The sequence below is a fragment of the Streptomyces sp. NPDC043726 genome (genome assembly GCF_056436565.1).
The window spans coordinates 15,322-29,565 of the sequence record NZ_JBWKCI010000006.1 but is presented as its reverse complement, the minus strand read 5'-3'; the positions used below and the strand labels follow the sequence as shown (position 1 = coordinate 29,565).

The 14,244-nt window shown below is 71.7% G+C and carries 12 protein-coding genes; 5 read left to right on the top strand and 7 right to left on the bottom strand.

Going from position 1 to position 14,244, the window contains the following annotated elements:
• Positions 1-3: 3 nt before the first annotated feature.
• Both AC068Z_RS18365 and AC068Z_RS18360 read right to left on the bottom strand, forming a co-directional pair.
• Positions 4-2,034 (bottom strand): N-acetylmuramoyl-L-alanine amidase, encoded by a 2,031-nt coding sequence (locus AC068Z_RS18365; protein ID WP_478556416.1) that lies wholly within the window; start codon positions 2,032-2,034, stop codon positions 4-6.
• Positions 2,035-2,116: 82 nt separating this feature from the next.
• Complete coding sequence (locus tag AC068Z_RS18360) at positions 2,117-3,256, bottom strand: aminoglycoside phosphotransferase family protein (protein ID WP_478556414.1); 1,140 nt, start codon at positions 3,254-3,256, stop codon at positions 2,117-2,119.
• 252 nt (positions 3,257-3,508) lie between these two features.
• On the opposite strand from AC068Z_RS18360, the gene AC068Z_RS18355 reads away from it, so the two are divergent.
• Positions 3,509-4,999, top strand: coding sequence for a DNA-binding protein NsdB (locus AC068Z_RS18355; RefSeq protein ID WP_478556412.1), 1,491 nt, complete (start codon positions 3,509-3,511; stop codon positions 4,997-4,999).
• 80 nt (positions 5,000-5,079) lie between these two features.
• Here AC068Z_RS18355 and AC068Z_RS18350 read toward each other — a convergent pair whose 3' ends face one another.
• Positions 5,080-6,507 carry a PP2C family protein-serine/threonine phosphatase gene (locus AC068Z_RS18350; RefSeq protein ID WP_478556410.1) on the bottom strand — a complete coding sequence of 476 codons (1,428 nt, stop codon included), beginning with the start codon at positions 6,505-6,507 and terminating at the stop codon, positions 5,080-5,082.
• A 415-nt stretch (positions 6,508-6,922) separates the two neighbouring features.
• Here AC068Z_RS18350 and AC068Z_RS18345 point away from each other — a divergent pair, with 415 nt between their 5' ends.
• A complete protein-coding gene (locus tag AC068Z_RS18345) occupies positions 6,923-7,336 on the top strand; it encodes an SsgA family sporulation/cell division regulator (RefSeq protein ID WP_478556408.1) in 414 nt (137 codons plus the stop codon).
• Positions 7,337-7,364: 28 nt separating this feature from the next.
• On the opposite strand, the gene AC068Z_RS18340 is transcribed toward AC068Z_RS18345, so the two are convergent.
• Complete coding sequence (locus AC068Z_RS18340) at positions 7,365-8,462, bottom strand: baeRF3 domain-containing protein (RefSeq protein WP_478556406.1); 1,098 nt, start codon at positions 8,460-8,462, stop codon at positions 7,365-7,367.
• A gap of 160 nt (positions 8,463-8,622) precedes the next feature.
• Between AC068Z_RS18340 and AC068Z_RS18335 the strand changes: the two genes are divergently transcribed.
• Together AC068Z_RS18335 and AC068Z_RS18330 are read left to right on the top strand one after the other, a co-directional pair.
• Positions 8,623-10,050 carry a basic amino acid/polyamine antiporter gene (locus tag AC068Z_RS18335; RefSeq protein ID WP_478556404.1) on the top strand — a complete coding sequence of 476 codons (1,428 nt, stop codon included), beginning with the start codon at positions 8,623-8,625 and terminating at the stop codon, positions 10,048-10,050.
• A gap of 19 nt (positions 10,051-10,069) precedes the next feature.
• Positions 10,070-11,326: an arginine deiminase gene (locus tag AC068Z_RS18330; RefSeq protein WP_478556402.1), complete on the top strand. Its 1,257-nt coding sequence runs from the start codon at positions 10,070-10,072 to the stop codon at positions 11,324-11,326.
• A gap of 13 nt (positions 11,327-11,339) precedes the next feature.
• Here AC068Z_RS18330 and AC068Z_RS18325 read toward each other — a convergent pair whose 3' ends face one another.
• Positions 11,340-11,762 (bottom strand): PaaI family thioesterase, encoded by a 423-nt coding sequence (locus AC068Z_RS18325; protein WP_478556400.1) that lies wholly within the window; start codon positions 11,760-11,762, stop codon positions 11,340-11,342.
• 66 nt (positions 11,763-11,828) lie between these two features.
• On the opposite strand from AC068Z_RS18325, the gene AC068Z_RS18320 reads away from it, so the two are divergent.
• The gene (locus AC068Z_RS18320; RefSeq protein WP_478556398.1) at positions 11,829-12,254 is read left to right on the top strand and encodes a MarR family winged helix-turn-helix transcriptional regulator; all 426 of its coding nucleotides are present in this window, start codon (positions 11,829-11,831) and stop codon (positions 12,252-12,254) included.
• A gap of 120 nt (positions 12,255-12,374) precedes the next feature.
• On the opposite strand, the gene AC068Z_RS18315 is transcribed toward AC068Z_RS18320, so the two are convergent.
• Positions 12,375-12,497: a hypothetical protein gene (locus AC068Z_RS18315; protein ID WP_478556396.1), complete on the bottom strand. Its 123-nt coding sequence runs from the start codon at positions 12,495-12,497 to the stop codon at positions 12,375-12,377.
• Positions 12,498-12,638: 141 nt separating this feature from the next.
• Positions 12,639-14,216 (bottom strand): alpha/beta hydrolase, encoded by a 1,578-nt coding sequence (locus tag AC068Z_RS18310; protein WP_478556394.1) that lies wholly within the window; start codon positions 14,214-14,216, stop codon positions 12,639-12,641.
• Between the last annotated feature and the right edge of the window lie 28 nt (positions 14,217-14,244).

Here is a 14,244-nt window from a genome sequence, read left to right as displayed (position 1 = left end):
CGGCTAACCGGCCGCGGGCACGACCGTCACGTCCGCGGCCCGCACGAATCCCACGCGGTGGCCGAACTGGATCTCGTAGTACTGATCCTTCCCGGTCACCACCCGGTGCGATGCCTCGTCGAAGGTCACCGCGTAGTAGTACTGCCCGGGCACCTTGTCCCCGACCACGTACTTCTGCCCCTTGGGCAGCCGGTACGGCAGCGGCGACACCGGCTGCGCGGGCACCCCCGCCGGATAGGCGGAGGCCTCCGGATAGGCCCGCCCGTACACCGGGACCTCCTCCAGGCCCGCCCTGGGCGTCACCACCAGGCCCGTCGCGTTCACGGCCGTCGGCTGCTTCGCCGGGTCGTGGAACCAGGCCTTCTGGCCGAGGTACCAGATCGCCGTCCAGTCCCCGTCCCGCCCGGCCACGGCGTACTGCTGCCCGGTGGAGACCCGCGAGGACAGGTCGTTCACCCCGGTGCTCGGGGTCGTCCCCAGGCCGATGTCCTTGATCAGGGGGTACGACGTCCCGGGCCCGGAGTACAGCCGTACCGCGCTCGAACCGTGCGCCGGGCAGGGCTCGCCGGCGGCCGTGCAGCCCGTGTACTGGGGCCGGTGCTCGGCGTAGTCGGGGCGGATGGTCACCACACCGCCCTTCTTCCCGGCGGTCTGCTCGAACGGGCGGTCGAGCAGCTCGAAGTAGTGCGCCCAGTCCCAGTACGGGCCGGGGTCGGTGTGCATGCCCCGGACGGTCGCCGCGGTCGGTCCCGGCACCGTGTCGTGGCCGAGGATGTGCTGCCGGTCGAGCGGGATGCCGTACTTCTTGGCGAGATACCGCACCAGCCGCGCCGACGAGCGGTACATCGCCTCCGTGTACCAGGCGTCCGGGTCGGCCAGGAACCCCTCGTGCTCCAGGCCGATCGACTTGGCGTTGACGTACCAGTTCCCCGCGTGCCAGCCGACGTCCTTCGCCTTCAGGTGCTGGGCGATGTGGCCGTCGGTGGAGCGCAGCGAGTAGTTCCAGGACACGTAGGTCGGGTCCTGCACGAGCTCGAGGACGCCTTCCCAGGCGCCCTCGGTGTCGTGCACGACGATGTAGTCGATGCTCTGCGCACCCGGCCGGTTCCCCAGGTCGTGGTTGCCGTAGTCGCCGTCCCCGAACTCCTCGTACGGCGCCGGGATCCACTCGCAGGACACCGACGCGGGGCACTCGGTGCCCCCGGCGGCCGGGGCACGCAGCCCCGCGCCCGCCAGGGTCCCGGTGTCCGGCGCCAGCCTCGGCTGCGCCGCCAGGACGACCCGCTGCCCGGCGTCGGTGAACCGCTCACCACCGGTCCGGATCACCTCGTAGACGTCGTTCGCGTACGCAGCCGCCGTCGCGCGGTCGTCGGCGCCGGAGAACAGCGCCACCGCGCCGTACCAGTCCGCCGGATCCGCGCTCACCGGCGCGCCCAGCCTCCGCTGCGCCGCCGCGAGCAGGGCGGCACCGCCCGCCACATTGGCGGCGGGGTCCGTGCGGAGCTTCTCGGGGCTCAGCCCGCTCAGCTCCGCGGCCCTCGGCAGCGTCTTCAGGCGGGCCGGGAGTTCGCCGGCGTCCGGGATCCGCTCCTGGGGGACCAGCGCGGGACGGGCCTGGTCGCCGCGGGCGTCCTCCGTGCCCTCGCTGTGATGGGCCGCGGCGCCCGCGAGCGCGGTCCGGGCGTCCGTGAGATGCATCGGGCCGTAGCCGCCGGTCACACTCGGCGCCCCGGCGTGCGCGTCCCAGCGGGACTGGAGGTAGGAGACACCCAGCAGCACGCTCCGCGGGACGCCGTACTCGGCGGCGGCCGCGGAGAACGCCGACTGGAGGCGGAGCGCGGACGACCGGGTTTCGGCAGGGGCCGCGCCGAGCAGCGGGAGCACGAGCGCGGCGCAGGCCACCGGACCGGCGGCTCTCTTCAGGGCGGTGACGGATCGTCGCAAAGCAGCCTCCTGGGACGGTCGGGCGCGATGAGCCGTGCGGGGCCGGGCAATGCGTCCGTGGTACCGGCCGGCCGACGATCCGTCAATCATGCCCAGGGGCAGGCGAGGAGGGGCGCATACGAAGGTCCGCGGTGCGCCGCAGTTCAGGGCGCGCCGCGGACCACCGTCCCCGTCAGCGAGTGCCGACCGCGGCACGCACGGCCCGGCGGGCCAGCTGGCAGTCGTCGTGCAGCCGCCTGAGCAGCAGGCGCTGTTCCTCGCCGGACGGCGCAGCACCCGGGTGGGCCGTACCCGGTGCCGCCGGGGCCGTGTCGTGCATCGATCGCTGCACGGCCGTCTCGTAGGTACGGATCTCGCGGGTCAGCACGAGCATCAGGTTCACCAGGAAGGCGTCCCGGGAGGCCGGACCCGCCGACTGGGCGATCTGGCTGATCTGCCGCCGCGCGGCCGGCGCGTCCCCGAGGACCGACCACAGGGTGGCCAGGTCGTATCCCGGCAGGTACCAGCCGGCGTGCTCCCAATCCACCAGCACTGGACCGGCCGGTGAGAGAAGGATGTTCGACAGCAGTGCCTCGCCGTGGCAGAACTGGCCCATGCCCTGCCGGCCCGCCGAGTGCGCGATGCCGTGCAGCAGCTTCTGCAGATCGCCCATGTCCCGGTCGGTGAGCAGCCCCAGCTCGTGATAGCGGGAGATGCGCGCGGGGTAGTCCAGCGGGGCGTCGAAGGTGCCCGCCGGGGGCCGCCAGGCGTTCAGCCGGCAGATCGCCGCGAAAGCCGCCCTGACGTCCGTGCGGGGCGGGGGCTCGACCGGGTGCCGTTGCAGGGCGGCCACCCGGCCCGGCATCCGCTCGATGACCAGCGTGCAGTTGTCCGGATCCGCTGCGATCAGCCTCGGCACCCGCACCGGGGGGCGGTGCCGGACGAACGAGCGGTATGCAGCTATTTCGTGCCGGATCCGCTCGGCCCAGACCGGGGAGTGGTCCAGTAAACACTTGGCGACGGCCGTGCTGCGTCCTGTCGTCCCCACGAGGAGTACGGACCGCCCGCTCCGGCGCAGCACCTGGACCGGGGCGAACTCCGGGCAGATCCGGTGCACCGACGCGATGGCCGTACGCAGCTGGGCGCCCTGAGGGCCGGACAAGTCGAGTCTCCCGCTGAGCGGTTGGGTGCCGAGCCCCGCCGCGCGCCGTGGCCGGCCGGCTCCGAGGCCGGGGGCCGCCGAGCGGGCGGGGTCGAGGTAGGGGCCGCTGCCCGCCGGGCGGGGGTGCGGCGGCCGGGGCGGGGCGGACACGGAGGACGATGCTGCGTACATGGGCGAAACAGATCCCTTCGTGTGCCTGCAATGCCTGCTGAGCGCGAACGCCTACCCGGCCCGGTCGCCCGGGAGCACCCTGGGGAGTACGCCCTTGGGAGAGCGGCGACCGGGTCGGGGTGGCGCGTTCCTACCTGACACCCGATGCCCAGTGGCACACCATCTGGCGCACCCTGGCGAACCCTGGCGAATAGTCGCCCGGCAACTCTCACCGGGCTACTGTCAACTCAGCCGAGAACCTGGGGGCTTGACGTGAACGGACAACCCAACTCCCGCCTCGCGGACCTGTTCGGCCTGGCCGGCTGGTCCAAGGGCGAACTCGCGAGGCTGGTCAACCGGCAGGCGGCGGCCATGGGCCACCCCCAGCTGTCGACCGACACCTCGCGGGTGCGGCGTTGGATCGACATGGGAGAGATCCCGCGCGATCCGGTGCCGAGGGTGCTGGCGGCGCTGTTCACCGAGCGACTCGGCCGTGTCGTGACCATCGAGGACCTCGGTCTGGTCCGGCACGGGCGTGCGGGGAAGCGGCAGGGCGGCGGGACTGTGGAACATCCCGACGACGTGCCGTGGGCGCCCGAGCGGACTGCTGCGGTCCTCACCGAATTCACGGGAATGGACCTCATGCTCAACCGACGCGGCTTGGTGGGCGCGGGTGCCGCGCTCGCCGCGGGATCCGCACTCAGCAGCGCCATGCACGACTGGCTGCACACCGATCCGACTCTCAAGGCCGACGCTCCCCGACTCGACGATCCCCTGCACGCCGACCCCGCTGGGTTCGACCGTTACGAGGCCGCCCCCATCGGGTCGCAGGAGATCGAGGAACTGGAGCGCTCGGTGGAGGTGTTCCGAGCCTGGGACGCGGCCCGCGGAGGCGGGCTGCAACGCAAGGCTGTGGTGGGACAGCTCAACGAAGTGGGCGGCATGCTCGCCTACCGGCACCCCGAACACCTCCAGCGGCGCCTGTGGGGCGTCGCCGCCAACCTCGCCGTACTCGCGGGCTGGATGTCGCACGACGTCGGCCTGGAGCCCACGGCCCAGAAGTACTTCGTCATCGCCGCCCACGCGGCCCGTGAGGGCGGCGACCGGCCGCGCGCCGGGGAGGCGCTCTCCAGAGCGGCTCGCCAGATGGTGCACCTGGGCCGGCCCGACGACGCACTGGACCTGATGAAGCTCGCCCAGTCCGGCTCCGGCGCCGAGGTGCTGCCGCGGACCCGGGCGATGCTCTACACCATCGAGGCCTGGGCGCAGGCATCCATGGGCAAGGGCCAGGCGATGCGCCGCACCCTCGGACAGGCGGAGGACCTGTTCGTCTCCGACAAGGGCGATGTGCCGCCCCCGAGCTGGATGCAGACCTTCAAGGAGGAGGACCTGTACGGCATGCAGGCCCTGGCCTACCGCACGCTGGCGGAGTTCGAGCCCCAAGCGGCCGTGCACGCCCAGCACTACGCGGAGAAGGCCCTGGCGCTGCGGGTCGACGGGCGGCAGCGGTCGAAGATCTTCGACTTCCTGTCCATGGCCTCCGCCTGCTTCATCGCCGACGACCCCGAACAGGCCGACCGTTACGCGCGCCTCGCGCTGGTGTCGATGGGATCCAACTCCTCCCACCGGACCTGGGACCGGCTGCGCCAGATGTACCGGCTGACCGCCGAGTACTCCAGCTATCCGAGGATCAACGAGCTGCGGGAGGAGATCAAGCTGGCCCTGCCGAAGCCGGCGAAGGGCGGGCACAGCGCACGGGCATAGGACAGCGCACGGGCATAGGGGGCCTGTGCGCCGACCGCTCACGGATTCATCCGACTACGACGACTTCCGACAACGACGACTTACGCCGTCACCCTGGCGACGAGCACGCAGGCGTGGTCCTCGCGCCCGTTCTCACCGAACTCCTCCACGACCAGCCGCACACAGTCCTGCGCGGTGCGTGCCTCGCCGAACCGCGGAGCCAGGTCGAGGAGACGGCTCACGGCATCGGCGCCGCTGTGCCCCGACATCAGCCCGTCGGTGTGCAGCACGAGCAGGTCGCCGGTCTCCAGGGTCACTTCGGCCTGGTCGTACGAGGCACCGGTGGTGGCTCCCAGCAGGACGCCGTCCGGTGACTCCAACCTGCACCCCGTCCCGCCGCGGAACAGCAGTGGGGCGGGGTGTCCCGCCTGTGCCCACACCAGGGTGCGGGTCTCGGGCCGGTAGCGGCAGCAGACCGCGCTGCCGAGGGCCGGCTGCACAGTGGCGTCGAGCAGCTGGTTGAGCCAGGACATCAGCTGGCCCGGCTCGGTGCCGGCCATCGCCATGCCGCGCACGGCACCCAGCAGCGTCGCCATCCCCGAGGCCACGGCGACACCCTGGCCGGTGAGGTCGCCGACGCTCAACAGCGTCTGCCCGCCGGGGAGTTCCAGGGCGTCGTACCAGTTTCCGCCGATCAGGGAGCTGGTCGCGGAGGGCAGGTGGTGGGCCGCCAGGTCCAGGCTCGGCGCGCCGCGGTGCGGGAGCCGCAGGGTGCCACGCCACGGCGGCAGCACGGCCTCCTGCAGCTCGACCGCCAGCCGGTGCTCGGTCTGTGCGCGGTCCCGCTGGCGCTGGAGCGAGTCACGGGTCTCGCTCACCGTGCGCTGGCTGCGGCGCAGTTCGCTGACGTCCCGCAGCACGGCCCACATGGCGGCGGTGCTGCCGTCGGCGCCGAGTACGGGCTCGCCCATCATGTGGACGGTCCGCACCTCGCCGGCCGGGCGGACGACGCGGAACTCCCCGTCGATGGGCTTGGCGTCGACCAGGCAGTCGGTGACCATCGCGGTCAGCTTCGGCCGGTCCTCGTCGAGCACCAGGGACGGCAGCTCGTCGAGGGTGAGCGGGGGAGCGGCGGCGTCCCGGCCCAGGATCTGGTACAGCTCGCCGGACCAACTGGCCTCGTCCGTCAGGAGGTTCCACTCCGCGCTGCCGACCCGGCTGAGCAGCGAGCCGCTGCGCGGGGCGGGCGGCACGGGCTCGGCGGCGGGCGTCGCCGGTGCGGCGGGCACCGGCGGCGGTCCCTCCCGCAGCTGGGCCAAGTGGGCGTCGAGGTCGTCGAGTTGGGTCAGCGCGAGGTCGTACAGGGCGCGCTGCCAGCGGTCCTGCGGGTCCGCGCCGTCACTCGGCGTGTCCCGCCGTACGGCGTCCACGTCGACCTTCAGGCGCCGCGCCTGCGATATGAGCGCGTCGACCGAGCCGCGATTGGGCGGCTGGGCGGCGGGGCGGTCCGCAGAGAGATGGGACGGCATGACGCACTCCGGTGAAGGGGACGGTACGACCAGATTGACGGAGGGACCGTTACGACTGTTGCACAGCCCACGACGCGCTGTAAGGGATTTGGCAACACACGATACGGTGGTGCTTCTGGCATATGCCACAGTCTTCACGGGCCGATCCGGCCGTGCGAACGGCGTACTGCGCCGAAGGGTCAAGTCGTAGGCGGCGTACGCGTTTTGACGGTCCTGCGAGGTGTCGGTGGGGCGCTCATTTATATGTTCTACGGCAGTGTGTTCTATCCGGTATCGCCCATGCGGGACTGTCGGACGCATGTGTGACGCAGGTCACGTCATTGAATCGGGGCTCAGGCGTACTACGAGTGGCACCTGTGCGGTCCTAAAGGCAGATCGGTTACGACCGACCTTTCACCATCAATGGGGGACCGTCATGGAATTCATCCTCGAGCAACCGGCCCGCGCTCGACTGATCACCGCCGACGAGCAGGAGCTGCCCGCTCCCGCCACGCTGCGTTACAGCTCGGCGGATCCGCTGGCCGTGCACATCGACTTCCCGCCCGAGGCCTCGCTCGACGGCGAGGGTGTCACCTGGACCTTCGCCCGCTCGCTGCTCGCGGAGGGGCTGCGCGGTCCGGCCGGAGCGGGGGACGTGCACATCTGGCCGTGCGGCCGGACCCGCACGGTGCTCGAGTTCCACTCGCCGTACGGGCTCGCCCTGTTGCGCTTCGAGAGTTCCGCGCTGCGCCGTTTCCTGCTGCGCAGCTACGCCGTGGTGGCCGTCGGGCAGGAGGACGTCGCGGCGGCCGTCGACGAGGGGCTGAGCGCGCTCTTCGGCAGCGTGTGAGGCGCGGCCGGCCAGGTGGCGGGCCGGCTCAGTAGCGCAGGATGCCCGCGATGCCGGTCGCGTCGCCCAGGGTGCCGTCCGGTACGAAGCGGACGTCCGCGCCGGTCTCCAGGCACTGCTCGACGATCTCGTCCACGATGTCCTCGCGGGCGTCGAGGTCGCCGCTCTCGGCCGGGACGAGATGGTCGCCGGAGTCGTCGCGGACGGTCGCGCGGTAGTTCTCCTCGACCGCCAGCAGCCGTACCCGGCCCTCGCGGGCGCTCTGCCACACCTCGTCGACACCGGCCGCGTACGCCTTGCGGCCCCGGGCCGTCTCCAGTTCCCGGGACACCTGGTCGGTGCTCCTGCGGCTGTCGGCCGCGACCATGGGCCGCACCGCCTGCCACACCGTGTCCGGGGTGGCGTCCGCGAGGCCGCCGTGCCGGACGTGGACGGCGTCGCGGGTGACGCTGCCGACCTCGTCGAGCAGGGACAGCGCGGCCGTCTCGCCCGTGACGTACAGCGGGCGCGGATCCTCGCGGAGCAGCTTGCCCACCGCGGTGTCGGCCTCCCGCAGGAAGTGCCGGGTGCCCTCGTCGCGGAAGGTGCTCGGCAGATCGCCGATCCGCTCCTGCCGCTCGGCGTCGAAGTTGTCCATGCTCCGGGTGAGGGGGAAGCCGCCGACGTGTTCCTCGGTGACCCGGTCGGTGCCGCCGTTCCACAGGGTGACGCGGTCGGCGGAGACCGAGAGCACCCAGAACGGCCGCTCGGCGGCCTGCGCCGAGACCAGGTTGCGGGTCAGGAAGGTGTCCGAGAGGACCACGCGTTCGGGCACCGTGCGCGCCAGTGACCACACCTGGTGCTCGCCCGGGGCGGCGAAGATGACCAGGCCGTCCTCGGCGTGCGTCAGATCGACCTCGGCGAGCGCTTCCTCGAGCTGGTGTACGACGTCGATCCGCCGGTCCCTGCTGACCGCGGGATCCGCCTCCAGCTGCTTCTTGGCGTCGGCCACGACATTGCGCAGCCGGACCGGGTCCTGGGCGTTCTCGGGCTCCCTGCGGTGCGTCGGGGTCAGGACGGACACCGCGGGATAGGGGCGCGGGCGGCGCAGCTCGGCGAGTGTGGCGGGACTCAGTGCATGCTCCATGACAGCACGATAGGACTGATTCGCCGATCGGGCATCGGGGGAGCATCTCGGGCAAACTGGCCGGGCATTTCAGACAATTCACTGTTACTGTCGCTCAGGTCGTCGGATGACGTCTCCGCATCGCCGCTTGCGATGGGGCCCGCCCGCTACAAGGACGCCCATGGCCGAGGTCGAGACCACGACCGAGCGCTCCCGCGCCGCCAAGCTCAGCCTGCCCACCCTCACCACGATGGTCGTCGGCTCCATGGTCGGCGCCGGCGTGTTCTCCCTGCCGCGCCGCTTCGCCCAGGAGACCGGGGTCGCCGGGGCGCTGATCGCCTGGGCGGTGGCCGGCACCGGCATGCTGATGCTCGCGTTCGTCTTCCAGACGCTCGCGCTGCGCCGCCCCGATCTCGACGCCGGCGTCTACGCGTACGCCAAGGCCGGATTCGGCGAGTACCTCGGCTTCTTCTCCGCCTTCGGCTACTGGGCCAGCGCCTGCGTGGGCAACGTGACGTACTGGGTGCTGATCATGTCGACGATCGGCGCGGTCGCCCCCGCCCTCGGCGACGGCGACACCGTGCTCGCCATGGTGCTCTCCTCGGTGGGGCTGTGGCTGTTCTTCTGGCTGATCAGCCGCGGGGTGAAGGAGGCGGCGGCCATCAACCGGATCGTCACCATCGCCAAGGTGGTGCCGATCATCGTCTTCGTCGTGCTCGCGCTGTTCTACTTCGAGCCCGCCGTCTTCGCCGACAACTTCGGCGGCGCCGACTACGCCGGCTCCCTCTTCCAGCAGGTCAAGGGCACCATGCTGGCCACCGTCTTCGTCTTCCTCGGCGTCGAGGGCGCCAGCGTCTACTCCCGGCACGCACGACGCCGCGAGGACGTCGGGCGGGCGACCGTGCTGGGCTTCCTCAGCGTCTTCGCGATCTTCGCCTCGGTGACCATCGTGTCGTACGGCCTGATGCCGATGGAGGAGATCGCCGAGCTGCGCCAGCCCTCCATGGCCGGGGTGCTGGAGCACGCGGTCGGCAATTGGGGGCAGGTCTTCGTCAGCGTCGGGCTCATCGTCTCCGTCCTCGGCGCCTACCTCGCCTGGACCTTGATGGCCGCCGAAGTGCTGTTCGTGGCCGCCAAGGACGACGACATGCCCCGCTTCCTCAAGCGGTCCACGCCCGCCGACGTCCCCGTTCCCGCGCTGGTGCTGACGACGGCCCTGAGCCAGGTCGTCCTCGTCGTCACGTACTTCTCGGGCGACGCCTTCGACTTCGCCCTCAATCTGACCAGCGCGCTCACCCTGATCCCGTTCCTGCTCGCCGCGGGCTTCGCCCTGCGGATCGCCGCGGCCGGGGAACGGGAGCGGACCACCGAACTCGTCGTCGCCGCCCTCGCGACGATCTACACCGCGTTCCTCATCTACGCGGCGGGGTTCAAGTACCTCCTCGTCTCCCTGATCGTCTACGCCCCCGCCACCGTGCTGTTCGTGATGGCCCGCAAGGAGCAGGGCCGACGGGTCTTCAGCCCGCGCGAACTCCTCGTCCTCGCCGTGTCGGTGGCCGGAGCGGTGATCGGCGTCGTGGCCCTGGCAGTGGGCTGGATCAGCCTCTGAAACCTCCGGAAGGTGCACCGTGACCAGTCAGGAAACCGCTCCCGTGTACGGCGTCCACTCCGAGGTCGGCCGGCTGCGCAAGGTGCTGGTCTGCGCGCCCGGACTGGCCCATCGCCGGCTCACCCCGACCAACTCCGACGACCTGCTCTTCGACGACGTGATGTGGGTCGAGAACGCCCAGCGCGACCACGCCGACTTCGTCAACAAGCTGCGCGAACGGGGCGTCGACGTGGTCGAGCTGCACGAGCTGCTGGCCCGGACGATGACGGTGCCGGGCGCCCGCGACTGGCTGCTGGACCGGAAGATCGTGCCCAACGAGGTCGGCCTCGGCCTCGTCGACGGCACCCGCGCCTATCTGGAGTCCCTCGAACCGGCCGAGCTGGCCCGGTACCTGATCGGCGGCCTGGCCACCGGCGACCTGCCCGACGACTACCGCGGCGGCTCCATCGCGCTGGCCCGCGAGTCCACCGGCGTCCGCGAGTACCTGATGCCGCCGCTGCCCAACACCCTCTACACCCGCGACACCACCTGCTGGCTGTACGGCGGACTCACCCTCAACCCGCTGTACTGGCCCGCCCGGCACGACGAGACCCTGCTGATGAAGGCGGTGTACACCTTCCACCCCGACTACGCGCACTCCCGGGTGTGGTGGGGCGACCCCGAACGCGACTGGGGCCAGGCCACGTTCGAGGGCGGCGACATCATGCCGGTGGGCAACGGCGTCGTCCTGATGGGGATGAGCGAGCGCACCTCGCGCCAGGCCATCACCCAGGTCGCCAAGGCGCTCTTCGAGGGCGGCGCCGCCGAGCACGTCATCGTCGCCGGCATGCCGAGGCTGCGCTCGGCCATGCACCTGGACACCGTGTTCACCTTCGCCGACCGCGACCTGGTCACCTTGTACCCGACCATCATGGACGGCGTCCACACCTTCTCCCTGCGCCCCACCGACAAGGCACCCGGCGTCGAACTGATCGACGAGGCCCCGGCGTCCTTCGTCGACGTCGTAGCCAAGGCACTCGGCCTGCCCAAGCTCCGGGTCGTGGAGACCGGCGGGGACGTCTACGCCTCCGAACGCCAGCAGTGGGACAGCGGCAACAACGCCGTCGCCCTGGAGCCGGGCGTGGTGTTCACCTACGACCGCAACACCCAGACCAACACCCTGCTGCGCAAGGCCGGGATCGAGGTCATCACCATCGTCGGCGCCGAACTGGGCCGCGGCCGGGGCGGCGGGCACTGCATGACCTGCCCGATCGTCCGCGACCCCGTCGACTTCTGAGGGCCGGGCCCGCTCACGCCGCCCGCTGCACCGCGATCGAGCCCTGGGCCACCGCGCACAGGGTCGGCGTGCCCTCGCCCTCGACGGTGGTCAGGTCGCAGCGGACGACGACCCGGGTGCGGCCGGCGCGGACGACCCGGGCATGGGCCCGCAGCACATCGCCCCGGGCGGGGCGCAGATAGTCGATGGTGAAACCGGCGGTGATCAGCCGCTCGGCGACCACGGAGCCCGCGGCGAAGGTCAGCGCGTTGTCCGCCGCGTAGCCGAGCACACCGCCGTGCACGGTGCCGTAGTGCTGGAGCAGTTCCTCGCGGATGTCCAGTTCGAGGACCGCCTCGCCCTTGCCGAAGGCCGTGAGGCGGGCGCCGAGCAGCGCGCTGAAGGGCTGCGCCGCGAGCACCTTCCGGGCCCGGTCCAGATCCAGGGTCTCGTTCACGTCGAACCTCACTTCACTAGTGAACTGAGGGTGGCGCGGGCCTGCCGCCTCTGTCAAGATCGGCCCATGTCCGAGCCCGACGAGCGCCTGTACTTCCTGCTGCAGCGAGCGGCGCACCGGCTGCGCACCACCGCCGACCGGCGCTGCGTGGCGGCGGCCGGGGTCACCACCGCGCAACTGGGCGCCCTGTTCGCCGTCGAGGACCAGCCAGGGATCACCCAGCAGCGGCTCGCGCGCACCCTCGGCCTGCGGGAGTCGGCCGTCACCGGTCTGGTGACCCGGCTGGCCACGGCGGGCCTCCTCGCCAGACGGGCCCACCCCAGTGAACACCGGGCCGTGGTCCTGGAGTTGACCGACGCCGGATCCGCCGCCCTGGACGCCGCCCGCCCGGAGATCGACCGCTTCAACGCCGAACTGCGCGTCCTCCTCGGCGACGACGGATTCCACCGGACCGCCGCCGCCCTGCACCGCATCGCCTACGGCGACGACTGACCCACGTCCCTCACCCGGCCCGGAGCCCGCGTCCCTCACCCGCCCACGGAGCCCGCGTCCCTCGCCCGCGCACGACGTCCGCGTCCCTCACCCGGCACGGCGCCCGTGACCCTCACCCGCTCACGACGCCGTGACCCGCAGGGCGCCCTCGGTGTCGAGGCCGAGGCGGGCCGCCCAGGCGAGCGCGTCGTCCAACGTGGTGTCCTCGCCCGCCAGTTGCGCCGCGGCGAGCCCGGGCGGCAAGCCCTCGTCGCCGCGACCGCCGTCGTCAACCGGCTCTACGTCGCCCGCCCCTCCGCGCGCGGGAACGGGATCGGCGCACTGCTGATGCGGCGCCGGAGCGGACGGTCGCCGTGCGGTGATACGCGGCGGCGCCCCGACGCCTCACTCCTCCTCGTACTCCGAGCCGCACGAACTGCCGCTGGCCGGCAGGGAGCCGTACAGCAGGAACGCTTCCGCCTTGCGCTGCACACACTGAGACGACGCGTACCCGGTGTGGCCCCCGTCGCGGTTGTCGAGTACGACGGCCGAGGGGCCGAGGCGGCTGGCCGTCTCCACCGTCCAGCGGTACGGCGTCGCCGGGTCGCCCCGGGTGCCGATCAGGAGCATCTTCGGCGTGTCCAGGTCCTTGACCTTCTCCCGGATGAAGTCCGTGCCCTTGGGGCGGCCGTAGCACATCAGCACTTCGGTCAGCCGGTAGGGCCCGAAGACCGGCGAGGCCCGCTCGTACTCGGCGCGCAGCCGGTCGAGGTTCCGGGTGATCTGCTCGGCTGTCGGACGGTCGGGATCGTCCGCGCAGTTGATGGCCATCAGCGCCGCCGGGAGGTTGTCCAACGGGATGTCCTCCACGTCGACGAGACCGCCGTCGTCCTCGTCCCGGGCGGGCACCGCGTATCCGCCGGAGGCGAAGCCCATGATCGCCTGGGTGTCGCCGTCCTCGATCAGGGACGCCAGGGCCCGTTGCAGCGAGGGCCACAGGTCCTCGCTGTAGAGCGCCTGTCCGATGGCCCCGACCAGGTCCTGCCCGGTGAACACGTCCCCGAAGTCGGTGGGCACGGGATCCTCGTCCAGCGACTCCACCAGCCGTACGACCTCCTCGCGCCCGGTGCGCGGATCCTGGCCGAAGGGACAGCCGATGTCCTCCGCACACCAGTCGATGAAGTCGTCCAGCGCGTCCTGCTGCCCCTTGGCGCCCGCGATCCCCTGCTCGGTCAGCGGCTCGGTGAGGGTGTCCACGCCGTCGAGCACCATCCGGCCGACCTTGTCCGGGAACTGCTTCGCGTACACCGCGCCGAGCCGTGTTCCGTAGGAGAAACCGAGGTAGTTGAGCTTCTTGTCGCCGAGGGCCGCACGCATCACGTCGAGGTCCCGGGAGGCGTTCACCGTGCCTATGTGCGGCAGCACGGGCCCCGAGTGCTTCTCGCAGGCGGCCGCTGTGGCGCGTACCTCCGCCAGCACGGCCTCCGGGTCGGCGTCGAGTTCGGCGCTGTCATCGCTGGAGTCGACGTGCCCCTCGGCGCCGTCGCCGCAGCTGACCGGCGAGGATCTGCCCACACCGCGGGGATCGAAGGTCACCACGTCGTAGCCGTCGGTCAGGCTCATGAACTCCTTGCCGCCGAAGGCGAGCTGGTCCACGCCCGCGCCACCGGGACCGCCGAAGTTGAGGAGTACCGAGCCCCGGGAGTCGCCGGTGGCCCGATAGCGGGCGAGCGCGAGGTCGAGCGTGCCGGCCGCGGGGTCGGAGTAGTCGAGGGGGACCGTGACCTTTCCGCACTGGAAGTCGTCGGGGGCCTCGATGCCCTCGCACTTCGCCCACGTCACCTGCTGGTCGTAGAACCGGGACAGATCGGGCCGGTCGTCGTCGTCCGCCGTCGGCAGCCCCACGCCCAGCAGCGTGACCGCCACGGCCGAGACGACCGCGCAGTGCCGCAGGACGGACCGCTTCGACAGCTTGACCGGCATCGATGCCTCCAGGGACGCCCGTCGGCGG